At 66.6% G+C, this 22,164-nt stretch carries 23 protein-coding genes, 1 tRNA gene and 1 other RNA gene; 12 read left to right on the top strand and 13 right to left on the bottom strand.

The window, feature by feature from the left end:
- The first annotated feature begins 10 nt into the window (after nt 1-10).
- Together xylA and xylB are read left to right on the top strand one after the other, a co-directional pair.
- Complete coding sequence (xylA, locus tag AC5RUO_RS07500) at nt 11-1,198, top strand: xylose isomerase (protein ID WP_494103171.1); 1,188 nt, start codon at nt 11-13, stop codon at nt 1,196-1,198.
- 3 nt (nt 1,199-1,201) lie between these two features.
- Nucleotides 1,202-2,620: a xylulokinase gene (gene xylB, locus AC5RUO_RS07495; RefSeq protein WP_494103170.1), complete on the top strand. Its 1,419-nt coding sequence runs from the start codon at nt 1,202-1,204 to the stop codon at nt 2,618-2,620.
- A 120-nt stretch (nt 2,621-2,740) separates the two neighbouring features.
- On the opposite strand, the gene AC5RUO_RS07490 is transcribed toward xylB, so the two are convergent.
- From AC5RUO_RS07490 to AC5RUO_RS07480, 3 genes are read right to left on the bottom strand one after another with little or no spacing between them, the layout of a single operon-like run.
- Nucleotides 2,741-3,580: a sugar phosphate isomerase/epimerase family protein gene (locus tag AC5RUO_RS07490; RefSeq protein WP_494103169.1), complete on the bottom strand. Its 840-nt coding sequence runs from the start codon at nt 3,578-3,580 to the stop codon at nt 2,741-2,743.
- Entirely contained in the window at nt 3,577-4,791 is a 1,215-nt protein-coding gene (locus AC5RUO_RS07485; RefSeq protein ID WP_494009416.1) for a dihydrodipicolinate synthase family protein, read from the bottom strand. The genes AC5RUO_RS07490 and AC5RUO_RS07485 overlap by 4 nt, the downstream gene beginning before the upstream one ends.
- On the bottom strand, nt 4,791-5,960 hold the full coding sequence (locus tag AC5RUO_RS07480; protein WP_494103168.1) for a Gfo/Idh/MocA family protein: 1,170 nt from the start codon (nt 5,958-5,960) through the stop codon (nt 4,791-4,793). Before AC5RUO_RS07480 ends, AC5RUO_RS07485 begins: the two co-directional genes overlap by 1 nt.
- A gap of 169 nt (nt 5,961-6,129) precedes the next feature.
- On the opposite strand from AC5RUO_RS07480, the gene AC5RUO_RS07475 reads away from it, so the two are divergent.
- Together AC5RUO_RS07475 and AC5RUO_RS07470 are read left to right on the top strand one after the other, a co-directional pair.
- Entirely contained in the window at nt 6,130-7,203 is a 1,074-nt protein-coding gene (locus AC5RUO_RS07475) for a LacI family DNA-binding transcriptional regulator (protein WP_494050647.1), read from the top strand.
- The gene (locus tag AC5RUO_RS07470; protein WP_494050648.1) at nt 7,200-7,982 is read left to right on the top strand and encodes an alpha/beta hydrolase; all 783 of its coding nucleotides are present in this window, start codon (nt 7,200-7,202) and stop codon (nt 7,980-7,982) included. Before AC5RUO_RS07475 ends, AC5RUO_RS07470 begins: the two co-directional genes overlap by 4 nt.
- A gap of 27 nt (nt 7,983-8,009) precedes the next feature.
- On the opposite strand, the gene AC5RUO_RS07465 is transcribed toward AC5RUO_RS07470, so the two are convergent.
- Nucleotides 8,010-8,912 (bottom strand): aldose 1-epimerase family protein, encoded by a 903-nt coding sequence (locus AC5RUO_RS07465; protein ID WP_494103167.1) that lies wholly within the window; start codon nt 8,910-8,912, stop codon nt 8,010-8,012.
- Nucleotides 8,913-8,992: 80 nt separating this feature from the next.
- On the opposite strand from AC5RUO_RS07465, the gene AC5RUO_RS07460 reads away from it, so the two are divergent.
- Entirely contained in the window at nt 8,993-9,706 is a 714-nt protein-coding gene (locus AC5RUO_RS07460) for a DNA alkylation repair protein (protein WP_494103166.1), read from the top strand.
- Here AC5RUO_RS07460 and mptB read toward each other — a convergent pair.
- Nucleotides 9,699-11,255 carry a polyprenol phosphomannose-dependent alpha 1,6 mannosyltransferase MptB gene (mptB, locus tag AC5RUO_RS07455; protein WP_494103165.1) on the bottom strand — a complete coding sequence of 519 codons (1,557 nt, stop codon included), beginning with the start codon at nt 11,253-11,255 and terminating at the stop codon, nt 9,699-9,701. The two genes, AC5RUO_RS07460 and mptB, sit on opposite strands and share 8 nt — an antisense overlap.
- Nucleotides 11,256-11,412: 157 nt before the next feature.
- Here mptB and orn point away from each other — a divergent pair, with 157 nt between their 5' ends.
- From orn to def, 3 genes are all read left to right on the top strand, one after another.
- Nucleotides 11,413-12,042, top strand: coding sequence for an oligoribonuclease (gene orn / locus AC5RUO_RS07450; protein ID WP_494009423.1), 630 nt, complete (start codon nt 11,413-11,415; stop codon nt 12,040-12,042).
- 129 nt (nt 12,043-12,171) lie between these two features.
- Nucleotides 12,172-12,244, top strand: a tRNA-His gene (locus AC5RUO_RS07445).
- Between the two features lie 122 nt (nt 12,245-12,366).
- On the top strand, nt 12,367-12,939 hold the full coding sequence (gene def, locus AC5RUO_RS07440; protein WP_494009424.1) for a peptide deformylase: 573 nt from the start codon (nt 12,367-12,369) through the stop codon (nt 12,937-12,939).
- Between the two features lie 30 nt (nt 12,940-12,969).
- On the opposite strand, the gene AC5RUO_RS07435 is transcribed toward def, so the two are convergent.
- The 5 genes from AC5RUO_RS07435 to rnpB form a co-directional block, all read right to left on the bottom strand.
- A complete protein-coding gene (locus AC5RUO_RS07435; protein ID WP_494009425.1) occupies nt 12,970-13,767 on the bottom strand; it encodes an HNH endonuclease family protein in 798 nt (265 codons plus the stop codon).
- Between the two features lie 113 nt (nt 13,768-13,880).
- A complete protein-coding gene (locus AC5RUO_RS07430) occupies nt 13,881-14,090 on the bottom strand; it encodes a hypothetical protein (protein ID WP_494009426.1) in 210 nt (69 codons plus the stop codon).
- A 71-nt stretch (nt 14,091-14,161) separates the two neighbouring features.
- Nucleotides 14,162-15,640, bottom strand: a complete 1,479-nt coding sequence (locus AC5RUO_RS07425) for a glyceraldehyde-3-phosphate dehydrogenase (protein WP_494103164.1) — start codon at nt 15,638-15,640, stop codon at nt 14,162-14,164.
- Between the two features lie 245 nt (nt 15,641-15,885).
- Nucleotides 15,886-16,428 carry a TspO/MBR family protein gene (locus tag AC5RUO_RS07420; RefSeq protein ID WP_494009428.1) on the bottom strand — a complete coding sequence of 181 codons (543 nt, stop codon included), beginning with the start codon at nt 16,426-16,428 and terminating at the stop codon, nt 15,886-15,888.
- 44 nt (nt 16,429-16,472) lie between these two features.
- Nucleotides 16,473-16,862, bottom strand: an RNA gene (rnpB, locus tag AC5RUO_RS07415) — RNase P RNA component class A.
- 56 nt (nt 16,863-16,918) lie between these two features.
- Between rnpB and AC5RUO_RS07410 the strand changes: the two genes are divergently transcribed.
- Nucleotides 16,919-17,683, top strand: a complete 765-nt coding sequence (locus tag AC5RUO_RS07410) for a YaaA family protein (RefSeq protein ID WP_494103163.1) — start codon at nt 16,919-16,921, stop codon at nt 17,681-17,683.
- Nucleotides 17,684-17,695: 12 nt separating this feature from the next.
- On the opposite strand, the gene AC5RUO_RS07405 is transcribed toward AC5RUO_RS07410, so the two are convergent.
- Nucleotides 17,696-18,433 carry a zinc ribbon domain-containing protein gene (locus AC5RUO_RS07405; protein ID WP_494009430.1) on the bottom strand — a complete coding sequence of 246 codons (738 nt, stop codon included), beginning with the start codon at nt 18,431-18,433 and terminating at the stop codon, nt 17,696-17,698.
- Nucleotides 18,434-18,519: 86 nt separating this feature from the next.
- Complete coding sequence (locus AC5RUO_RS07400; protein WP_494009431.1) at nt 18,520-19,455, bottom strand: Nif3-like dinuclear metal center hexameric protein; 936 nt, start codon at nt 19,453-19,455, stop codon at nt 18,520-18,522.
- Nucleotides 19,456-19,555: 100 nt separating this feature from the next.
- Here AC5RUO_RS07400 and msrA point away from each other — a divergent pair, with 100 nt between their 5' ends.
- The 3 genes from msrA to epsC all read left to right on the top strand — a co-directional run bounded on the left by msrA (nt 19,556) and on the right by epsC (nt 21,704).
- Nucleotides 19,556-20,080, top strand: coding sequence for a peptide-methionine (S)-S-oxide reductase MsrA (msrA, locus tag AC5RUO_RS07395; protein WP_494009432.1), 525 nt, complete (start codon nt 19,556-19,558; stop codon nt 20,078-20,080).
- A gap of 64 nt (nt 20,081-20,144) precedes the next feature.
- Nucleotides 20,145-21,080: a cysteine synthase A gene (gene cysK, locus AC5RUO_RS07390; RefSeq protein WP_494009433.1), complete on the top strand. Its 936-nt coding sequence runs from the start codon at nt 20,145-20,147 to the stop codon at nt 21,078-21,080.
- A gap of 39 nt (nt 21,081-21,119) precedes the next feature.
- Nucleotides 21,120-21,704, top strand: coding sequence for a serine O-acetyltransferase EpsC (gene epsC / locus AC5RUO_RS07385; protein ID WP_009372911.1), 585 nt, complete (start codon nt 21,120-21,122; stop codon nt 21,702-21,704).
- On the opposite strand, the gene AC5RUO_RS07380 is transcribed toward epsC, so the two are convergent.
- Nucleotides 21,705-22,154 (bottom strand): SDR family NAD(P)-dependent oxidoreductase, encoded by a 450-nt coding sequence (locus tag AC5RUO_RS07380; RefSeq protein ID WP_494103389.1) that lies wholly within the window; start codon nt 22,152-22,154, stop codon nt 21,705-21,707.
- Nucleotides 22,155-22,164: the final 10 nt, after the last annotated feature.

Here is a 22,164-nt window from a genome sequence, read left to right as displayed (position 1 = left end):
GGACGGATCAATGCCCCTCTCCCCCACCCCCGCCGACAAGTTCACCTTTGGCCTCTGGACCGTTGGCTGGACCGGTGCGGACCCGTTCGGCGTCGCCACCCGCGCCGCCCTTGACCCGGTGGAAGCCGTCCACCGCCTCAGTGAGCTCGGCGCCTACGGCATCACCTTCCATGACAATGACCTGATTCCCTTCGAAGCCACCGCTTCAGAGCGGGACCTGATCCTGAAGAACTTCCGGGCAGCACTGGCAGAAACCGGCCTGAAGGTGCCCATGGTCACCACCAACCTGTTCAGCCACCCGGTTTTCAAGGACGGCGGCTTCACCTCCAACGACCGTTCCATCCGCCGCTTCGCCCTGTCCAAAGTCCTGCGCAACATCGACCTCGCCGCCGAATTCGGCGCCGAAACGTTCGTCATGTGGGGCGGCCGCGAGGGCAGCGAATATGACGGCTCCAAGGACCTTTCCGCCGCCCTGGACCGCATGAAGGAAAGCGTGGACACCGCCGCCGCCTACATCAAGGACAAGGGCTACAACCTGCGCATCGCGCTTGAGCCCAAGCCCAACGAGCCCCGCGGCGACATCTTCCTGCCCACCGTCGGGCACGGACTGGCGTTCATCGCCCAGCTCGAGCACGGCGACATCGTGGGCCTGAACCCCGAGACCGGGCACGAACAGATGGCCGGGCTGAACTTCACCCACGGCATCGCGCAGGCCCTCTGGGCCGGCAAGCTCTTCCACATCGACCTCAACGGCCAGCGCGGCATCAAGTACGACCAGGACCTTGTCTTCGGCCATGGCGACCTCACCAGCGCCTTCTTCACCGTGGACCTGCTCGAGAACGGCTTCCCCAACGGCGGACCCAAGTACGACGGCCCGCGCCACTTCGACTACAAGCCGTCCCGCACTGACGGCTACGACGGCGTCTGGGAGTCAGCCAAGGCCAACATGGCCACGTACCTGCTCCTCAAGGAACGTGCCACCGCCTTCCGCGCAGACTCCGAGGTCCAGGAAGCCCTCGCGGCCTCCGGTGTCTTCGAACTCGGCGAAGCCACACTTGCCCAGGGCGAAACCGCCGCGGACCTCCTCAAGGACGCCGCCGCGTTCGAGGATTTCGACGCCGACAAGGCCGCCGAGCGTTCCTTCGCCTTCGTCCGGCTGAACCAGCTCGCCATCGAACACGTCCTGGGCTCCCGCTAGGCCATGGCCCTCGTAGCAGGCATCGACAGCTCCACCCAGTCCTGCAAGGTGGTGATCCGCGACGCGGACACCGGAGCGCTGGTACGGCAGGGACGTGCCGCCCATCCGGACGGCTCCGAAGTCCACCCGGAGCACTGGTGGACAGCACTCGAGGAAGCCATCGCCCGGGCGGGCGGGCTTAACGATGTTGCCGCGGTCTCCGTGGGAGGCCAGCAGCACGGCATGGTCTGCCTGGACAGCGGTGGCGAGGTGGTCCGCCCCGCCCTGCTCTGGAACGACACCCGCAGCGCCGGAGCCGCCGCTGACCTGATCAAGACGGCGGGCGACGGCGACACTGCCGCCGGCGCCCGCTACTGGGCAGAAACCACCGGTACGGTGCCGGTAGCCTCGCTGACCCTGACCAAGCTGCACTGGCTGGCGGAGAACGAACCGGAAAACGCCACCAGGGTGGCCGCCGTCTGCCTTCCGCACGACTGGCTGTCCTGGCGGCTGATGGGCTACGGCCCCGGCAGCGGCGATGAAGGGCTGAAGGCCCTGGCCACCGACCGTTCGGACGCCTCGGGAACGGGGTACTACTCGACGGCGGAGGGCCGCTACCTGCCGGAGGTCCTGGCAGCCTCGCTCGGCCGCGTGCCGGTGCTGCCCAGGGTCCTCGGCCCGCTCGAAGCGGCAGGCCGGACTCCACAGGGTGCCCTCGTCGCAGCCGGCGCCGGGGACAACGCTGCGGCTGCCCTCGGCACCGGGGCACGGCTGGGTGACGCCGTGATGTCGCTGGGCACCTCCGGCACGGTCTTTGCCGTCTCGGAAACACCGGCATCGGACCCCTCCGGGCTGGTTGCCGGCTTCGCCGACGCCGCAGGGCACTACCTGCCGCTGGTCTGCACCCTGAACGCAACGCGCGTTTTCGACGCCACAGCTGCGCTGCTGGGAGTGGACCTGCCGGAGTTCAACCGGCTGGCACTGTCCGCGGCACCCGGAGCGGGCGGCCTGACCCTGGTTCCCTACTTCGACGGTGAGCGCACACCCAACCTGCCGGACGCAACAGGATCGCTGCATGGCATCACCCGCGCGAACTACACGCCGGCGAACATGGCACGCGCCGCCGTCGAGGGCGTTGTCTGCTCACTGGCCGACGGGCTTGCTGCACTGCAGGGCCAGGGGGTCTCGGCCCGGCGGGTCCTGCTGGTGGGCGGCGGCGCCCAGTCTGGCGCGGTGCAGGAGGTTGCACCGCAGCTGCTGGGACTTGATGTTGTGCTGCCGCAGCCGGGCGAATATGTTGCCGACGGCGCCGCACGCCAGGCCGCGGCGGCACTGGCGGGACGCTACCCGGAATGGGCGGCAGACGCCGTCGTCCTTCCCGCGGGCAAGGACGACGGCGGTGTGCTGGCCCGTTACCGCAGTTGCGCGGCACTGTACGCCTGACCTCCACCCAAAAGAAGACCCGGACCGCGCCGTATGCGCGGTCCGGGTCTTTTCTGTGGGGCGCAGGCTCCTGCCGTGACGTAGCAGGAGCCCGCGGTCTATCCAGGCATCCGGACTGTGTCAGGCGTACGGAAGGACAAGCTCCGCGTAGCGCTCCTTCACCGTGGACAGGACGATGTTGCCGTCCGTGTCCCAGATTTCCTGGTTGAAAATTTCCACTTCGATGTCTCCGGTGTAGCCGGCATCGCGCACCCAGGTGCCGATGGTGGCGAAGTCCACCACGCCGTCGCCCATGTATCCGCGGGAGAGCAGCGGATCGGCGGCGATGGGCATGTTGAAATCGCACACCTGGTAGGAGGCGATCCGGTTCTCGCGGCCGGCGCGTTCGATCTGCGCCTTCAGTTCCGGATCCCACCAGACATGGAAGGTGTCGACGGCGACGCCCACCGTGGAGGAGTCGAAGGGAACGGCGAGGTCCAGGGCCTGGCCGAGGGTGGAGATCAGCGCACGGTCCGCGGCGTACATCGGGTGCAGCGGCTCCAGCACCAGGCGGACACCGTTCTCCTCAGCGAACGGGACGAGGTCGGCAAGGCGGTCTGCCACGCGCTGGCGTGCGGCCACCACGTCCTTCTCCCCCGGTGCCAGCCCGCCCACCACGAGGAACAGTTCCCTAGTGTCCAGGGCAACGGCTTCCAGGATGGCGGCCCGGTTGTCCGCGAGGGCGGCAGCCTGGCCTTCGGCGTCGGCAGCGGTGAGGAAGCCACCCCGGCACAGGGAGGAAACCCGCAGGCCCGCGTCCTTGATCAGGCGTGCGGCCTTGTCCAGGCCGGCCTCCTCCACGCGGTCCCGCCAGGGGCCGATGGCGGGAATGCCGGCGTTGACGCAGCCCTCAACGACCTGGGCGAGGGTCCACTTCTTGGTGGTGGCGCTGTTGATGGACAGGCGCGAGAAATCGCTCATACTCCCACCCCGTTGATGCGCAGGTAATCAGACATCCGGAAGGCGGCCAAGGCGGGGTCTTTCAGCAGGCCCGCCTGGTCTGCCAGTTCAAAGGTCTTGGCCAGGTGGCAGACCGACCGTCCGGAGTGCAGGCCGCCCACCATCTGGAAGCCGGGCTGCTTGCCGTTGAGCCACGACATGAACGCGATGCCGGTCTTGTAGTAGAACGTCGGGGCGCTGAAGATGTGCTTGCCCAGCTCGCGGGTGGAGTCCAGGATTTGGCGCGCCCTGGCGGCGTTTCCGGCGTCGTAGTTCTGCAGGGCCACCGAGGCCGCCGGATAGATGGCCGCGAAGATGCCCAGCAGCGCGTCCGAGTGGTGGCTGCCGTCGCCGTCGATGAGCTCCGGGTAGTTGAAGTCGTCACCCGTGTAGAGGCGGACACTTTCGGGCAGGGCCGCACGCAGGGCCACCTCGTGGCTGGCGTCCAGCAGCGAGACCTTCACGCCATCGACCTTGTCCGCGTTGTCCTTGATGAGGTTCAGGAACGTTTCGGTTGCGGCAGGCACATCGTTCGAGCCCCAGTAGCCGGCCAGCGCCGGATCGAACATGGTGCCCAGCCAGTGCAGGATGACGGGCTGGTCCACTTCCTGCAGCAGGGTGGAGTACACGTTCACGTAGTCCTCGGGGCCGGCGGCCACCTTGGCCAGCGCCCGCGATGCCATGAGGATGACCTTGGGTCCGGCTTCGCTGATCACCGCTATCTGCTCGCGGTAGGCATCGAGGACAGCCTTGATGCCCGCCTCCCCGGCCGGCAGGGAGTCAATGTCCAGCTGGTCCGTGCCGGCGCCGCACGCCACGAGATCGCGCACGGACTTGCCGGTGGTTGCTGCGTTGCCTGCCGAGACCACCGAGGCGGCTTCCACGCCGGTGCGCTTGATGAGCTGCTGGGTGGCTGCCCAGTCCAGGCCCATGCCGCGCTGGGCGGTGTCCATGGCATCGGCAACGCCGAGGCCGTAGGACCACAGCTCGTGCCGGTAGGCCATGGTGGCATCCCAGTCGAGCCGGGCCGGGGCCCCGGGGGTGTTGTCGGCAAGGACTTCGGGAATGACGTGCGCTGCGGCGTAGGCGCGCCGGGCCGTCAGCGGAGCGGTGGGGCGGGCCCACGTGGTGGCAGCCTGGAGGCGGTACTCGCGGGTGCCGCCGTCGGAGGAGGGAAGGATGAGCGAGGTCATTAGAGGGTGATCTCCGGGATGTCGAGGGTGCGGCGTTCCTCATTGGACTGCAGGCCGAGCTCGGCGAGCTGGACGCCGCGGGCGGCGGAGAGCAGGCCGAAGCGGTGTTCGCGGCCGGCGACGACGTCGCGGAGGAATTCTTCCCACTGCAGCTTGAAGCCGTTGTCCAGTTCGGCGTTGGCCGGGACTTCCTGCCACTGGTCACGGAAGGATTCGGTGACGGGCAGGTCCGGGTTCCAGACGGGCTTGGGGGTGTGGGCGCGCTGCTGGGCGACGCACTTGTTCAGGCCGGCGACGGCGGAACCGTGCGTGCCGTCCACCTGGAACTCCACCAGTTCGTCACGGTAGACCCGGACGGCCCAGGAGGAGTTGATCTGGCCGATGACCTCGTCGCCGCCCGGGGTTTCCAGCTCGAAGATGCCGTAGGAGGCGTCGTCCGCCGTGGCCTTGTATTCCTTGCCGGCCTCGTCCCAGCGGGCAGGGATGTGGGTGGCGGTCTTGGCGTTGACGCTCTTGACCTTGCCGATGATGCCTTCCAGGACGTAGTTCCAGTGGCAGAACATGTCCGTGGTCATTCCGCCGCCGTCTTCCTTGCGGTAGTTCCAGGACGGGCGCTGGGCGGCCTGGATGTCTCCTTCAAAGACCCAGTAGCCGAATTCGCCACGGATGGAGAGGATACGGCCGAAGAAGCCTTCGTCCACGAGGCGGCGGAGCTTGACGAGGCCGGGCAGGTACAGCTTGTCGTGGACGACGCCGGCGGTGACGCCTGCTTCCTTGCCGATGCGGGCCAGTTCGATGGCTTCCTCGAGGGTTTCCGCGGTGGGCTTTTCGGTGAAGATGTGCTTGCCCGCCTGCATTGCCTTCTTCAGGGTGGCGGCGCGGAGGCTGGTCATGGACGCGTCGAAGACAACATCCACGGTGGGGTCGTTGATGACGGCGTCGAGGTCGGTGCTCCACTCGGCAACCTTGTGCTTCTCGGCAAGCTCGCGGACCTTGGCCTCGTTGCGTCCCACCAGGATGGGCTCCACCTGGACCCGGGTACCGTCCTCCAGTGTGAAGCCGCCGGCGTCACGGATGGGAAGGATGGACCGCAGCAGGTGCTGGCGGTAGCCCATCCGGCCGGTGATGCCGTTCATGGCGATGCGGATCGTTTTCGTTTCGAAGCCCATGTGTCCTCCACGGTGAGTGAGCGTTTTACTCAAGTCCTGTCGGGAAAGCGCATTCCCACTTCCTCAATGATGCACGCCAATGCGCGCATTGGCAAGCGCTTTCCGCATGGAACTTTCTGCGCCATAATGTGGTAAATGCTTTATTGGTCCACGACACCCAGGAGATGCTGTGGCTGCAAGTACCCTCACCGAGGTGGCCCGGCTGGCCGGGGTATCCCCCGCCACCGCATCGCGCGTCCTCAACGGCTCGGCACGCAAGCCCGGCAAGGACATCGCGGACCGCGTCCGCCAGGCGGCCGATTCGCTCGGCTACATCCCCAACGCCCAGGCCCAGGGCCTGGCAAAGTCCAGCTCCGGCCTCATCGGCCTGATCGTCCACGACATTGCCGACCCCTACTTCGCCGCCATCGCCCGCGGGGTCCAGGAGGCGGCCCGGGAGCAGCGCAAAATGGTCCTGCTGGCCACCACCGGCGGTGCACCCGCCGAGGAGAAGGAAGCCGTGGCGGCCTTTGCCGCCCGCCGCGCCGACTCCATCGTGATCGCCGGCTCACGGTCGTCACGGACCGAGGACCAGGAGGACAACGCGGAGCTGGCGGCGGAGCTGGACAGGTACTGCCGCAACGGCGGGCGCGTGGCCGTCGTCGGGCATCCGGTGGTGGGTGCGTCGGCACAGGAGGGCTACCACGTGGTGGCGGTACCAAACCAGGAACTCGCCGGCGCGCTGGCCGCCGAACTCGCCGCCCACTGGGGCGGGGACTTCGTCATCATCGGCGGACCGGAGGGGCTGTTGACCTCTGACGACCGGATCCACGGCTTCCAGGAGGGACTGGCCAAGGCAGGACAGGCACCGGCGGAAATCCTGCGCAGTTCATTCAACCGGGCCGGCGGCTACGAGGCGGGCCTGAAGCTGGCAGCGCGGATCAAGGGCGGCAGCACCGGAACGGGGGAACCGGCCGGCCCGAAGATGTGCATCTTCGCCGTGAACGACGTGATGGCCATTGGGGCGGCGGCGGCGCTGCGTGCGGAGGGACTGCGGATCCCCCGCGACGCAACCATCGCCGGCTTTGACGATATCGAGACCCTTCGGGATTTCCGTCCGGCCCTCTCCACCGTGCGCCTGCCGCTGGAGGAGATCGGCCGGCTCGCCACCCAGGCGACGGCGCCCCTGGCAGGCGATGACGACGAGCTGCCGCAGCCCATCACCGGCGAGGTCACGCTGCGCCGCAGCACCGAGGTGGCATGAGCATGGCGATCGATCTGACGGAAGTACCTGCCGCAGGAAGCGGGGGCGGCGCCCGGCCGGCATTCCTGGTACTTCCGGGCGGCGGATACGCCAGGCAGGCGGACCATGAGGCGGAGCCTGTGGCGGAGTGGCTGGCTTCGCTGGACATCCACGCCTTCGTGCTGCGGTACCGGGTGGCCCCGGACCGGCACCCGGCACCCCTTGAAGACGCCAAGGAGGCCATGCTGTACATCCGCAGCGGCGCTCACGGCCTGCCTGTGGATCCGGAGCGGGTGGGCGTGCTCGGGTTTTCTGCCGGCGGGCACCTGGCCGCCACCCTGTCCACGGCCACTGCCACCGGCAGCCCCCGGCTGGACGTCCCCGCCGCCGTCCCGGAACTGAGCGTGCTCTGCTACCCCGTCGTGTCCCTGACGCACGAAGTGCACCAGGGCTCGGTGGACAACCTCCTTGGCGGTGCACCGCCGTCGGACGTCCTCGCGGCCCTGTCCCCGGACGTGCAGGTCAGCAGCGTTACGCCGCCGGCGTTCCTATGGCACACGGCCGATGACTCGGCGGTGCCGGTCAGCCACAGCCTCCGCTATGCGGGCGCGCTGATGGCAGCCGGCGTCCCGGCGGAACTGCATGTCTTCCCGCAGGGCCGCCATGGCCTGGGCCTGGCGGGCGGAGAACCGGGGACGGCCCAGTGGCCCTCCCTCTGCGCGGACTGGCTGGCACGGGCAGGCTGGGCAGCGCCGGCCGGAGCGGCGCCACTGGCAGCAGCCACCGTCGGGAACGACTAGCGGGTTACGCCCGCCGGGCAGCTGCGGTCAACCCGTGGCACGGATAGTCCACGATGCCGAGTGGGAACCGCCCGGCACCAGGTGCACCACGTCCCGGCCTGAGTTGAAGGCGTCCGGCGGGCAGGTCATCGGCTCCACGGCGAGGCCCAGCCGGTCCGGACCTGTGGGCTTATCCGCCGTATGGACCTGGACCCACGGCCACTCGGGGCCCCAGGCCAGTTCAACTCCCGTTCCTCCCAGGTCCGTCACCCGCACGCGCGCCAGCCCATCGTTGTCCCGGGCGATGCCGGTGAAGGCGTGGTCTATTTTCAGCGGCCCCACGCGGCGCAGCGTCCGGAAGTCGAACTCATGCTGGTCAACACTCCGCATCCCCACGGGCAGCAACCGGTCCGGTGTCACCTCAAGGAACTCCGCCGCGGGAATTTCGATTGACCAGTCGTCCAGGGGTGAAGGCCCGGCCACCAGGTAGGGGTGGGGGCACACACCGTAGGGTGCGGCGACCTTGCCCGTGTTGACGGCCTCTACGCTGCAGCGCAGCCCGTCCGCCGAGAGGGCATACACAGCCGTCAAGTCCAGTTGCGAAGGGAATGCCGGCCCAGGTTCCACACGGAAACCCAGGGTCACTGCACGTCCGGTGGCCTCCAGGACTTCCCACACCCGGTCCGTGGCGAGGCCATGGAGCGCCGACCCCCTTACCGGCTCATTGACTGGCGCCATATAGTCCTGCCCGGCGTAGGTGTATCTGCCGTCTGCGAGGCGGTTGGGCCAGGGCGCGCAGATGACGCCGCGGTAGTCCGGAATGGGGCCGTCGGCGCCAAAGCCCACCACAAGGTCCCGCCCGCCGTGCCGGAGGCTGCGGAGGGCTCCGCCGCGTGCGGTGATCAGGGCTGTGTAGGGGCCCGAGGAGATGGTGAATTCAGTGGCGGCCATAGTGAGCTCCGGACGTGGTTTGTTAGCGCTCACCAGCCTACAGCACACCGGCCCGGCGACCTGCAGGCTAGAGTGGCCGCATGGGCGTCGCGGAACGGATCAACGGAGCTGTCCTCCGCCTGATCCGGGACGCCCTTCGGGAGCGGGCAGATCCTGTCCGGGGAGCCGGCATGCAGGCGTACATGAAGTCCAGCCAGCCCTCGCTGGGCGTGCAGGTGCCGGAAGTCCGGCGGGTGGTGGCGTCAGCTGTTGCCGCCGCTCCCTTCGCCTCCGCGAAGCAGCTCCGTGGCACCGTACTGGAGCTGTGGCGCACCGCGGGCGTCCGTGAGGAACGGTACGCAGCCATTGACCTTACCGCCGGCCGGTTGGTTGCCGGAGACCTGCAGATGCTGCCGGTGTACGAGGAAATCATCCGCAGCGGGGCGTGGTGGGATTTTGCGGACGGGGTGTCCGGTCGGCTCTGCGGCCTGCTGCAGGCGCACCGGCCGGAGATGACAGCCGTGCTCCAAAGCTGGAGCAGGGACACCGATTTTTGGATCAGGCGGGCTTCCATTACCGCCCAGCTCAAGGCAAAGGAAGCCACCGACGCTGCTTTGCTCACGCAGGTCATTGAACCGAACCTTTCGGACCCCGAATTCTTCATCCGCAAGGCGATCGGCTGGGCGCTGCGGGAGTATGCAAAGACGGCGCCGGAGTGGGTAGCGGCCTTCGTTGCGGAGCATTCCTCCCGGATGAGTCCCCTGTCACGCAGGGAGGCCCTGCGGCGGATCGGCCAGGACAGCTCCGCTAGATAACGGGCCGCTCGACGATGGGCCCGCCAGCTTTGCGGAAAAGCCGCCTGGTTTGCGGATCCCAGAAGATCAGGTAGAGCCCGAACAGCAGCCCGGTGACGGCCGCGGCAACCCGTGCCAGGGCGAGCGCGAAGCCCAGGTCCTCGGTCTGCAGGTAGGGGAAGACCTCCAGCTGGTCGGAGATGGCGTAGATCATGAAGAAGGACACCACAAAGTAGAGTGCCTTGACCTGCCAGTCGTTCCGGATGCCGGTGACGGCAAACAGCGGGATGAGCCACACCACGTACCAGGCCTGGATGATGGGGGCCAGCAGGACCACGGCCGCGAGCGCCAGTGTCAGCCGCCGCACCAGGCGGTCATAGTCGCCCCGGAAAATTTGCCAGCCGACGATCGCCACAGCCAGCAGTTTTCCGGCGTTGAACACCCAGCCTGCCGGCACGGACCCGTCGAGGCCGAAGGAGTTGGCCAGGGACGCCACTACCATGCCAATGAGCCCGACAGGCGCGTACCAGATGGAGATACTGCCGGGGGCAGAGAGCCCGTTGATCCAGCCGAAACCGAAGCCGTTGACCAAGGCCATCAGGGTCAGCAGGGCCAGGCTCAGCCCGCCAGTCAGAGCCCAGAACACAAACTTCCGCGCCCAGCCCGCCTCCCGGCCGGCCCAGAGCAAACCGATGAACGGGAGGAACACGATGGTGATGGGCTTGACCGCGATGGACAGGGTAACCAGCACGACGCCCCGGAGCACCCGCCGGGTGGCTGAGTAGTAGAGGCCGGCCAGCGCCAGGCCAATCATCAGCGCATCATTGTGGACGCTTGCGATGAAGTTGGTCAGGAAGAGCGGGTTTGCGGCAGTGAGCCACAGGGCACGGTGCGGGTTGATCCCATGCAGTTCGGCAAGTTTGGGCACGTAGATGACGCAGAGGATTACACCGGCCAGCGCCACCAGCCGGAACAGCATCACACTGGCTTCCGGCTGGACGTTCGTGGACCACACCACCAGCTGCTCAATCCATAGGAACAGCTGGCCATAGGGAACGGGAGCTTCCGTCCACATCTTGTCCGCGCCCAGCTGGAAGTAGTTGGACAGGGCGGAGATGCCGTTCTCGTACGGGTTGAAGCCTTCCACCATGAGCCGGCCCTGGCCGATGTACGCATAGACGTCACGGCTGAACAGCGGCACGCAGAACATCATGGGCAGCCCCCAGGCCGCCACCGCCTTCAGGGTGGCGCTGCGCGCCTCGGCTCCCCAGACGTGGACTATCTGCCCAAGCCGCAGCCAGGCCCGCACCAGCAGCATGGCACCCACGGCCAGCAGCACGATGGACAGGGCCACTCCCGCTGCCTCGGCACGCATCCAGATGAACAGCAGCATCCGGCGCAGTTCCGAGACGGGGGCCAGCCAGCCCACGCCGAGCGAGCCGACCAGCAGGAACATGGAGCCAATGAAGCCGGCAAGGAGCGGGGAGCGGGGATTGTCCATGCCGGCAGTGCCCGCTTCGGCAGTGGCGCCGGCCGCCAGCTCCCCCGCCGCGGGCAAAGGCGCCGTCATGTCAGGATCGTCCAATCTTTTTGCGTGTGCGCGGCTCGTGTCCGGCAGGCAGCACAGCCGTCCGGGGCGCTTTTCGTCCGACAGCAGGGCGACCCGCCGCGTACCCGAAATCCTAGCACCGGCCGGCTGGCGGGAGGTGTAACGGTAGGCTGGTCCGGTGCCTATCTCTAACGAACGAATCGTCTGGATCGACTGTGAAATGACCGGACTGGACATCAAGAACGATGCCCTGATCGAGGTGGCGGCCCTGGTCACCGACTCCGAACTGAACATCCTTGGCGACGGCGTGGACGTGGTCATTAAGCCCGATGATGCCGCTGTTGCACAGATGAACGACTTCGTCCGGGATATGCACACCAAGTCCGGCCTCCTTAAGGAGCTTCCGTCCGGCAAGACCATGGCCGAGGCAGAGGCCGCAGTCATGGAGTACATCGCGGAATGGGTGCCGGACCCGCGGAAGGCTCCGCTGGGCGGGAACTCGGTGGGTACTGACCGGGTGTTCCTTTCCCGGGACATGCCCGCTGTGGTGGAACACCTGCACTACCGGGTCATCGACGTCAGCACCATCAAGGAACTCTCCCGCCGCTGGTACGCGCGTGCCTACTTCCAGTCCCCCGCGAAAAAGGGCGGCCACCGGGCACTGGGGGACATCAAGGATTCCATCGATGAGCTCCGCTACTACCGCGAGGCGGTGTTCGTCCCCGCCCCCGGACCGGACAGCGCAACGGCACAGCAGATTGCCCGCCGCATCACGGCGGGGGAAACGGCCGGGCTGCCGGAAGCGTAATCTGCGCCACGTTTCCAGGAATTTTTCCCGAAAAGGCCAAAAGTGGACAAAGCACCCCGGAAGAGCAGGTAAGCTATTTGAGTTGCCTTTCCAGGGGGCCGGGAAACCGGCCATTTTGCAGGAAACATGGTGGGCGTAGCTCAGTTGGCAGAGCGCCTGGTTGTGGTCCAGGAGGTCGCGGGTTCAACCCCCGTCGCTCACCCTCACGGGACGGCAGGTGGCCGTCCGAGAAGGAGGCCGTACCGGATATCCGGTACGGCCTCCTTTGTTATTGCAGCATCGCCCCGGTCCTCGGCCAGGGCCGCAAGCCGAAGGACCACTGACATGACCGTTTTGCCAATCACCATCTGGGGAGAACCCGTGCTGCACCGCCGGGCCTCCGAGGTTGAGGTGTTCGACGACGACCTGCGGGCCTTGATTGCCGACATGTTCGAAACGAACGATGCCGCTAACGGCGTGGGCCTCGCGGCCCCCCAGATCGGCGTCGCTAAGCGGATTTTTGTCTACAAGTACGCAAACGACGACGGTGCTCCACCTACCGGCGTGCTGGTCAACCCCGTCCTGACGCTGTCCAAAATCTCCGGTGCCGCTCCGGACCCGGACGAGGAAGAAGAGGGCTGCCTGTCCTTCCCCGGGGAGGTGTATCCCCTCAAGCGTGCCGAATGGGCCCGGGTGGAGGGTTTTGACGAATTCGGGCATCCAGTGAAGTTCGAGGCCACCGGCTGGTTCGCCAGGGTCATCCAGCACGAATACGACCACCTGGACGGAAAGCTCTACGTCAACCGGCTTATGGACCGCTACTCCCGCAAGGCTATGAAACAGGCCAAGAAGAACGGCTGGGGTGTGCCAGGCCTGACCTGGATGCCGGGGGTGGATCCGGACCCGTTCGGACACTAGCCGGCCGCGGGTACCGGGAGGTGGCGCGTGTCAGCGGGCCCGCACCGTCTGCTGGTCCGGGCAGGAGCCGAGGATGCGCTCCATCGCGTCCTTCTCCGCGTCGGTCACCCAGAGGCTGTACGCGGCCTTGACGGAGATCTGGCGAGCTACGTAGTGGCACCTGATGGACTTGTTTGCGGGAAGCCAGGTGGCGGCGTCGCCGGCGCTTTTCTGCTGGTTGGCCGGCCCGTCCGCGGCGATGAGGTTCAAGGGATCATTGGCAAGGCTTTGGCGCTGGCCCGGAGTCAACCGCTGGGCGCCCTTTTGCCAGGCGTCCGCGAGGGCCACGACGTGGTCGATCTGGACTGCCCGGCTGCTGTCCTGGCCCCGGCGGAAATCGATGTGCTGCGCGGTGTAGGGTTCGTGGAAGCGGCCGGCCGACACCCGGCAACTTGAGCCTTCGGCGAAGACAACGTCCGCCAGGTCGCGGCGGAGGATGTCGTTGCGGGTATCGCATCCGTTCCGGTCGACATCAGACCAGGCCTGGCCGAAGGCTTCCCGGTTGTAGCCCTCCTTGGCTGCCCGGCCCTTGACGGGCAGCACCTCCAGGGCATCAAGGGCGCGTCCCCCGGGGACCGGGTTGACGGGTACCACCGGCTTCATCCAGGCGGGATCGAAGACGGGCGCTTCGGAAGGGCCTGCCAGCGGCGGTTCCGCGAGGGCGAACTGACCCGCGGCAAAGAACCAGGCAAGGGCCGCAACAACGGAAACAGCGGCCAAGGCCAATATGGTCCAGGCCTGCCGGGAGCGGCGGCGTGCCCGCCGGTAGGCGGACCAGCTCAAGGTCACGGCTTTCCCTGCCGGGAGCTGACGTCATCCATCCCACCAACCTAGGACAACGTCTGCTCCCGCTCGCCGATTTCCACAGTGTGGAGGGCGGGTGACGGATCATTCGGGGGCGGTTACTGCTCCCGCATCACCCGCCGGAGATCCTCTTCGGCAATGGCCAGGAGGCCCTCGAGTTGGCGTACCCTGTCCTCGCCGACATCGCCTGCCTTGTATGCCGCGCGTGCCCCCTCAAGGAGACGGAGGGCTTCCTTGTGGTTGGCCTTGGCGACATCAAGGGCGTGTTCCAGGGTGGTGTCGTGCTGGAGTGTCGAATCTTTTTCCATGCCATTAGTGTGGTCCCGATTCCCGGCTGATTCCAGAGAACCAGCCGGGAATTAGCGTGACCGGCAAATGGCTAGACGGCGATGGCCGCCAGCGCCTTGGCGCTTTCCTTGGCGGGGTAGGACGGCGGGTTGACGCCGGCCATCTCCTCCATCACGCGGACCACCTGGCAGCTGTAGCCGAATTCGTTGTCGTACCAGACGTAGACCACGAGGTTCTTGTCGGTGGAGACGGTGGCCAGGCCGTCCACGATCCCGGCGCGGCGGGAACCGACGAAGTCGGTGGAGACCACCTCGGGGGAATCGATGTAGTCGATCTGCTTGCGCAGGTCCGAGTGCAGCGACATTTCGCGGAGGTAGTTGTTCACCTCATCCTTGGTGGTCCCGTTCTCCAGGGTGAGGTTCAGGATGGCCAGCGATACGTCGGGGGTGGGAACGCGGATGGAGCTGCCGGTGAGCTTGCCCAGCAGTTCCGGCAGTGCCTTGGCAACGGCCTTGGCGGCACCGGTCTCGGTGATCACCATGTTCAGCGCTGCGGAGCGGCCGCGCCGGTCGCCCTTGTGGAAGTTGTCGATCAGGTTCTGGTCGTTGGTGAAGGAGTGCACGGTTTCCACGTGGCCGTGGACCACGCCGAACTTGTCGTTGAGGGCCTTCAGGACCGGGGTGATGGCGTTGGTGGTGCAGGATGCCGCGGAGACGATGGCGTCCGTGTCTTCGATGGTGCCGTGGTTGATGCCGTGGACGATGTTCTTCAGCTCGCCCTTGCCCGGCGCGGTCAGCAGCACCCGGGCGACACCCTTGCTCTGCAGGTGCTGGGACAGGCCTTCGGCATCGCGCCAGCGGCCGGTGTTGTCCACTACCAGGGCGTTGCTGATGCCGTAGGCGGTGTAGTCGATGGTGGCCGGATCATTGGAGTAGATGACCTGGATCCGGACGCCGTTGGCCGTGATCGTGTTGGCTTCCTCGTCGACGCGGATGGTGCCTTCGAAGGAGCCGTGCACGGAGTCGCGGCGCAGCAGGCTGGCGCGCTTGGCCAGGTCGTTGTCGGAACCGCGGCGGACCACAATGGCGCGTAGGCGCAGGCCGTGGCCGCCACCGGCCTTTTCGATCAGGAGGCGGGCCAGGAGCCGGCCGATGCGGCCAAAGCCGTACAGCACAACGTCGGTGCTGGTGCGCTCGTCAGCGCCGCGCTTGCCCACGATCTCGGCGAGCTCGGCGCGGAGGAACTCCTCCAGGGTGGCGCCGTCGCCCTCTTCCTTGAACTTCTGGTTCAGGCGGGCAATGTCGATCGCGGCCGCGCCCAGCTCAAGCCCGGCCAGGGTGTTCAGCAGCGGGGCAGTCTCTTCAAGGAGCAATTCGTCCTTGCTCATCCGGCGCGCGAAGCGGTGCGCCTTGAGGATGTTCATGGTGGACTTGTTGATCAGGCTCCGGCCATGGATGCTGGTCACCACGTTGTTTTCGCGGTACAGCCGGCCGATCACCGGAATCATGGCCTCGGCGAGGGCCTCCCGGCCCATCCATGTATCAAGACAAGAATCTGACGTCTGGCTCACAGAAATACCTTCCTCGGTTCAGCCGCATACGTCCTCGTACGCGGATGTCGGCCACCGGATGATGTCCAGGGGCACCCACGCCTGCAGGGTTCGGCCCCCAGGCGCATGGATCGTGTGCAAAGAAAAACCGCCGGCTGCGAACGCAGCTCCCGGCGGAAGAACCCCTACGTCCGGTATCTATTCTAAGTTGGCCCGCGGTGCGCAACAGGCTGCAGGCGCGTGAAATCACTCACACGACGGGGCAGCTAGTTGTGCAGCGCCGAGTAGAGGTTGAGGCTGGCGGAAAAGACCACCCATGAGAAGTAGGGCAGCACCAGCAAGCCGGCACCTGCGCTCACCGGGCCGAAACGCAGGATCAGGAACACCAGGGACACCGCCAGGCCGGCGATGACGGCGAACGCCACCCACAGGGCAGCGGTCCCCAGGACGGGATACAGTCCGAAGAACGTCAGCGGCCACCCTGCGTTAAGCACCAGCTGGACGATATAGCCGGCCAGCGTCCCCCTGGTCAGGGCACCTTTGCGCCAGACCAGCCAGGCGGCAACGGCGACGCCGATGTAGAGCGAAATCCACATGGAGCGGAACATCCATCCAGGCGGCATCCACGGCGCCTTGACTGACTCCGCGAACCAGCCGGCCGAATGAAGGATGATGGGAATCGAGGCCAGCGCCCACGCGGCCAGGGAAAGGGCAAGGAAGCCCATCAGGGCAAGCGCCTGCCTGGCGCGGCCGGGAGCGGCGCCCCGGGCCGGTTGGCTGGCCGGGTGGCGATCAGTATTTGCGGGCACGGTTCAGGATCACCAACAAAACTTCCAAGGTCAAACCGGTTTGATGGACGGGACAGCCGATACGCCGGGTTCTGTTCCCCGCTTCCGTTGCCGAAAGCGGAGCGACGGCCATCCATCTACGAGTACCGTTGCCGGTACCCTCCAGCGGCCTACCCGGACACTCGGGCGGGCAGCCCTCGAACGTGTCCTGTCTGGCCTTGCTCCGGGTGGGGTTTACCTAGCCTTCCCGGTCACCCGGGAAGCTGGTGGTCTCTTACACCACCGTTTCACCCTTACCCGCTCTCCCCCGTCCAGGGACAAGGGATGCGGGCGGTCTGTTCTCTGTGGCACTTGCCTGCGGGTTACCCCGAGTGGGCGTTACCCACCACCCTGCCCTGTGGAGCCCGGACGTTCCTCGAGCCACTTGCGTGGCGCGCGGCCGTCTGGCTGTCCCATCCTCAACCAGTCTACCGGCGCGGGGCGTCCTTTCCGCCGCCGGTAGTATCGGACGGTGCTTATTCTGCTTCCCCCTTCCGAAGGCAAGACGCCGGCTGTCCGCGGTGCCGCCGTCGACTGGCAGTCCCTGGGCTTTCCCGCCCTCAACCCCTACCGCGCCAAAGTCCTCGAGGCGCTGGGGACCGTCAGCGCACACGAGGACGCCCTTGCGCTGCTGGGCGTGGGGCCGTCGCTGAGCGACGACGTCCGCCGCAACACCCGGCTCCGCGCGGAGCCGGCGGCACCAGCACACACCATCTATTCCGGGGTCCTGTACGACGCCCTCGGCTACCGGAGCCTCACCCCGGCCCAGCGCCGCAAGGCCGACGAATCGGTGCTGGTCATCTCAGCGCTTTGGGGAGCGCTGCGTTTCGGCGACAGCGTGCCCGCCTACCGGCTCTCGATGGGGACGGCACTGCCCGACGTCGGCCGGCTTGCCCCATTCTGGAAACCACTCCTGGCGGACGCACTGGCCGCGGCGGTGGAGGGCCACCTCCTGGTGGACTGCAGGTCAAGCACCTACGCCGCCGCGTGGACTCCGCCGCCCGCCCGGACGGTCACGGTCAATGTCTTCACGGAAACCGGCGGCGTGCGCAAGGTGGTCAGCCACTTTGCCAAGCACACACGCGGTGAGCTTGCCCGCCACCTGCTGGTGCGCCGCGGAAAGACCCCCGCGACCCCCGAGCAGCTCCTTGGCGCCGCGCGGGAGAAGTGGGATGCGGAGCTGGTCACTGGCTCTGCCCGGAAACCGCACGCGCTGAACATCATCCTCCAGGGCTGAAAGCCCGGCAGGTCAGGCCCACTCCTCCGAACGCACCAGGATGGCGCCGGAATCGGGGCAGAAGACGATGTCGTCGGCGGAAGCTGCCTTGACCTCGGCGAGGTCGCCGGGGCTGAGCTTCATGCCCGAGGCTTCCGACATACCGTGGAACAGCCGGGCCGCACCCACGCCCCGCTTCGCCAGCGTCTTCTCGTAGACGGCAAGCAGAGGGGCGTCGAGTCCCTGTGCGAATTTATCGCGCTTGGCCCGGACCTCGGCGGCTTCCGCGTCGACTCCGGCGATGGCCTCGTCCAGTTCTGCCCGGATGCTGCCGAAAGAACCCTGGATATCGTCCACGATGACCTGCTGGGCTGCCTGGCGGGCCCTAAGGGTATCCAGCCTTTCCAGGACTTCCAGTTCCACATCCTCCAGGTCGGAGCGGCGCTTGTTCAGCGAGGCAATATCCTTCTGGAGGGCCACAAGGTCCTTGGACAGGCCGGTGCCGCTGTTGAGCCTTGCCTCGTCCCGTTCGATGCGGGTGGCCACCTGTTCCACGTCCGCCTCGGCACGCTTCAATTCGGATTCTGCGTCGTGGACGGCCACCTTGGCTGCACCAAGTTCCCCGTTGGCAACCGAAAGGGCGGCTTCGAGGTCCTTGATCCGTGGATCGTTTTCAAGTTCGCGGCGACGGTTGGCGAGCGATTTAAGCCTGGCATCCAGCCCCTGCAGTTCGAGCAACTTCAACTGTTCCGCCGGTGCTGCCTTCGCCACTATTACCTCCGCTTGTTCCCTGCCGGCCGGAGCCGGGCACCTTGCCGGCGCTTCCTCGACTCTAGCGCGTGGCCTGCTCCCCTGGCTTAGCCCGGAGTGAGTATAAAGTCCCAGGGATCGCTGTTGGTGGTACTGACCTGGATTTCGACGTCGTGGCCCTGGTCCGCGAGGACATTGCCCAGGGCGGCCGCAGCCGCCGGCAGCCAAAGCCATTCGCTGGCGAAGTGCGAGACGTCCACGAGGTACGGGCGCCCGTTCAGCGCCGACTCCCGGGCTTCGGATGCCGGGTGGTGGCGGAGGTCGGCCGTGACGTAGACATCGGCGTTGCTGGCCCGGACCTCGTTGAACAGCGAGTCACCGGCGCCGCCGCAGACGGCAATGCGCCGCACCAGGCCATCCTTATCGCCGGACACGCGAACGCCGCCGGCCACGGACGGCAGGATCTCAAAGACCCGGGCGGCAAACTCACCCAGGGTCATGGCATCCGCCAGTTCGCCCACCCGGCCAATCCCCTCTTCCGGCAGTCCGTTGGCGGCAACCGTGAGGGGTGCCACGTCCTGGAGGCCGAGGGCGTCTGCGAGCACGTCCGAGACGCCTCCGACGGCGGAATCACCGTTGGTGTGCACCGTCAGGAGTGCCGTGCCCGACTCGATGAGCCGGTGGACTGCCCTTCCCTTGGCGGTCGTGGCGGCAACCGATGTAACACCCTTGAGGAGGAGCGGATGGTGCGCGATGAGGAGTTCGGCGCCCCACTCCACGGCTTCCTCGATGACCTCCAGCGTGGGGTCCACCGCGAACATCACCTTGGTGACCGGAGTGGACGGGTGGCCCGCCACCAGTCCCACCTCGTCCCAGTCCTCGGCCAGGGACTCGGGCCAGAGCTCCTCCACCGCCAGCAGCAGGTCGCCCAGGCTTGGAGCCTCCGTACCGGCCGCCGCCGGCGTGTCCGAGGGGGCGTCGCCGTCGTGATTCCGGTCGTTGTGGTCTTCGGGGCCGGTAACGTCGGTGTCCACAGGTTCCATAGTCTTAGTTTTACCCCATCCGCCGTGGCCACCCCCGTACCGTGACGGGTGCCGCGCCCGGCCGGGGAATCATCCGGGCGCGCCAACCATTGAAGAGGTCATGAAAACTTTTGTTCTGGGCGGAGGCTGCTTTTGGTGCCTTGACGCTGTCTACCAGAAGACCAGGGGCGTCACCTCGGTGGTGTCCGGCTACACCGGCGGGCACGACCCCCACCCCGACTATTACTCCGTCTGCAGCGGAACAACCGGCCATGCCGAGGTCGTGGCCGTGACCTTCGACGAGGACATCATTCCGGCCGAGGTCATCCTTGACATGTTCTTCGCCCTCCATGACCCCACCACGCTGAACCGGCAGGGGTACGACGTCGGCACGCAGTACCGTTCGTCGATGTTCTACGAGACCACGGAAGAAAAAATCCTGTTCGAGGAGGCGATCGAACGGAACCAGGAGCTGTGGCGGGACCCGATCGTCACCGAGGTCAGCCGGCTTCCGCGCTTTTACGTGGCAGAGGAGTTCCACCAGAACTATTACGCCAAGCATCCCGAGCAGGGGTACTGCCAGGTGATCATCAACCCCAAGCTGGCCAAGGCCAGGAAATATTACTCTGCGTGGCTTAACGCTTAGCCAGGGTTAGGGTGCCTCGTTAGGCTGGCCTCAGTATCCACCCTTCAGAGATAGGCGTATGTACATGGCACGGATCTATGACGATGTAACGCAGCTGGTTGGCGGCACTCCGCTGGTCAAGCTCAACCGGCTCAGCGAGGGGCTGGAAGCCACCGTCGCCGTGAAGCTGGAGTTCTACAACCCTGCCAACAGCGTCAAGGACCGCATCGGCGTGGCCATCGTCGACGCCGCCGAGAAGTCCGGGGCCCTGAAGCCGGGCGGCACCATCGTGGAAGGTACTTCCGGCAACACGGGCATCGCCCTGGCCATGGTGGGTGCTGCGCGCGGCTACAAGGTGGTCCTCACCATGCCCGAGACCATGTCCACCGAGCGCCGGGTCATGCTGCGCGCCTTCGGTGCCGAGATCGTCCTGACCCCCGGTTCCGAGGGCATGCGCGGCGCCGTGGAGAAGGCACAGGAGATCGTGGCCAACACGGAGAACGCCATCTGGGCACGCCAGTTCGCGAACGAAGCCAACCCGGAGATCCACCGCAACACCACCGCCGAAGAGATCTGGGCCGACACCGACGGAAAGGTGGACATCTTCGTTGCTGGCGTCGGCACCGGCGGAACGGTCACCGGCGTCGGACAGGTCCTGAAGGAGCGCAAGCCCGACGTCCAGATCGTGGCCATCGAACCCAAGGACTCGGCCATCCTCAATGGCGGCGCGCCCGGCCCGCACAAGATCCAGGGCATCGGCGCCAACTTTGTCCCCGAGATCCTCGACACCAACGTCTACGACGAGGTCCTGGATGCCACGCTTGAGGACTCCGTGCGTGTTGCCCGTGAACTTGGCGTCAAGGAAGGCATCCTGGGCGGCATCTCCTCCGGCGCCATTGTCTGGGGCGCGCTGGAGCTGGCCAAGCGGCCCGAGAACAAGGGCAAGCTGATCGTCGCCGTCGTCTGCGACTTCGGCGAGCGTTACATCTCCACCGTGCTCTATGACGACATCCGGGGCTGATCAGGCCGCTTTCCGCCCGTTTCCTGTAGAAAGAACTTTGTGGGCTTTTTCGCAAGACTGAAGGAAGACCTCGACGCCGCCCGGTCCCATGACCCGGCGGCTCGAGGTTCTTTTGAGAACTTTTTCGCTTACTCCGGCCTGCATGCCATTTGGATCCACCGGCTGACGCACCGGCTGTGGCAGAATCCGGCCCTCCGGTTCCCGGCCCGGCTGATCTCCCAGCTGGGCAGGTTCGCGACCGGCATCGAGATCCACCCCGGCGCCACCATCGGCCGCAGGTTCTTCATAGACCACGGCATGGGCGTGGTCATTGGTGAGACCGCGGAAATTGGCGAGGACGTCATGATGTACCACGGCGTGACCCTGGGCGGCCGCTCCCTGGCGCGGATCAAGCGGCATCCCACTATTGGCGACCGCGTCACCATCGGCGCCGGAGCGAAGATCCTTGGACCCATCACCATCGGACGGGACAGCGCCGTGGGCGCCAACGCCGTCGTGGTCAAGGATGCGCCGCCTGAGTCAATCGTCACGGGCGTTCCCGCCAAATGGCGGCACCGCGACGCGCAGCGGGAAACCAAGCCGGCGGTGGACCCGGCCGAGTACGACATCGAATACCGGATCTGACTATCCGCCCACCCTCTTCAGCACCGCCAGGACAACCACGTCATAGAGGCGGTCCGGCAGAACCCGCCGCAAGGCGGTAATGGTGCCAGCTCCCCTGCCCACCGGATAACGGGTTTTCGGATGCGCGGACGTGGCGGCGTGCAGGATGGCTTCCGCAATGACCGCCGGCGGAGTGGACATCGCCGGGCGGTCGGTGGACGCCAGTGCCGCCGCCATGTCCCGCGCCTGCGCATCGTAGGGCCCTGCACCGCTGCTGGCCTTCAGTCCCTCCGCGGCCACGCCTCCCCATTCGGTCCGGGTGCTGGCGGGCTCGATAATGGACACAGTGATGCCGTGGGGTTTCAGTTCCAGGCGCAGCGAATCGCTCATGCCCTCCACAGCGAACTTTGTTGCGTGGTACCAGGCGCCCAGCGGCTCGTAGAACTTTCCGCCGATGGATGAGACGTTGATGATGCGGCCC

It is taken from the genome of Arthrobacter sp. Y3221087 (genome assembly GCF_059089905.1).
This window is presented reverse-complemented; position numbering and strand designations above follow the sequence as displayed.

Coding starts and splice junctions, on each gene's coding strand:
- mptB (WP_494103165.1), bottom strand. CDS start 11,255: ATGACGGCGCCTTTGCCCGCGGCGGGGGAGCTGGCGGCCGGCGCCACT.
- def (WP_494009424.1), top strand. CDS start 12,367: ATGACCGTTTTGCCAATCACCATCTGGGGAGAACCCGTGCTGCACCGC.
- AC5RUO_RS07480 (WP_494103168.1), bottom strand. CDS start 5,960: ATGGGCTTCGAAACGAAAACGATCCGCATCGCCATGAACGGCATCACC.
- AC5RUO_RS07470 (WP_494050648.1), top strand. CDS start 7,200: ATGAGCATGGCGATCGATCTGACGGAAGTACCTGCCGCAGGAAGCGGG.
- xylB (WP_494103170.1), top strand. CDS start 1,202: ATGGCCCTCGTAGCAGGCATCGACAGCTCCACCCAGTCCTGCAAGGTG.
- AC5RUO_RS07485 (WP_494009416.1), bottom strand. CDS start 4,791: ATGACCTCGCTCATCCTTCCCTCCTCCGACGGCGGCACCCGCGAGTAC.
- cysK (WP_494009433.1), top strand. CDS start 20,145: ATGGCACGGATCTATGACGATGTAACGCAGCTGGTTGGCGGCACTCCG.
- AC5RUO_RS07465 (WP_494103167.1), bottom strand. CDS start 8,912: ATGGCCGCCACTGAATTCACCATCTCCTCGGGCCCCTACACAGCCCTG.
- xylA (WP_494103171.1), top strand. CDS start 11: ATGCCCCTCTCCCCCACCCCCGCCGACAAGTTCACCTTTGGCCTCTGG.
- AC5RUO_RS07460 (WP_494103166.1), top strand. CDS start 8,993: ATGGGCGTCGCGGAACGGATCAACGGAGCTGTCCTCCGCCTGATCCGG.
- msrA (WP_494009432.1), top strand. CDS start 19,556: ATGAAAACTTTTGTTCTGGGCGGAGGCTGCTTTTGGTGCCTTGACGCT.
- AC5RUO_RS07400 (WP_494009431.1), bottom strand. CDS start 19,455: ATGGAACCTGTGGACACCGACGTTACCGGCCCCGAAGACCACAACGAC.
- AC5RUO_RS07490 (WP_494103169.1), bottom strand. CDS start 3,580: ATGAGCGATTTCTCGCGCCTGTCCATCAACAGCGCCACCACCAAGAAG.
- AC5RUO_RS07430 (WP_494009426.1), bottom strand. CDS start 14,090: ATGGAAAAAGATTCGACACTCCAGCACGACACCACCCTGGAACACGCC.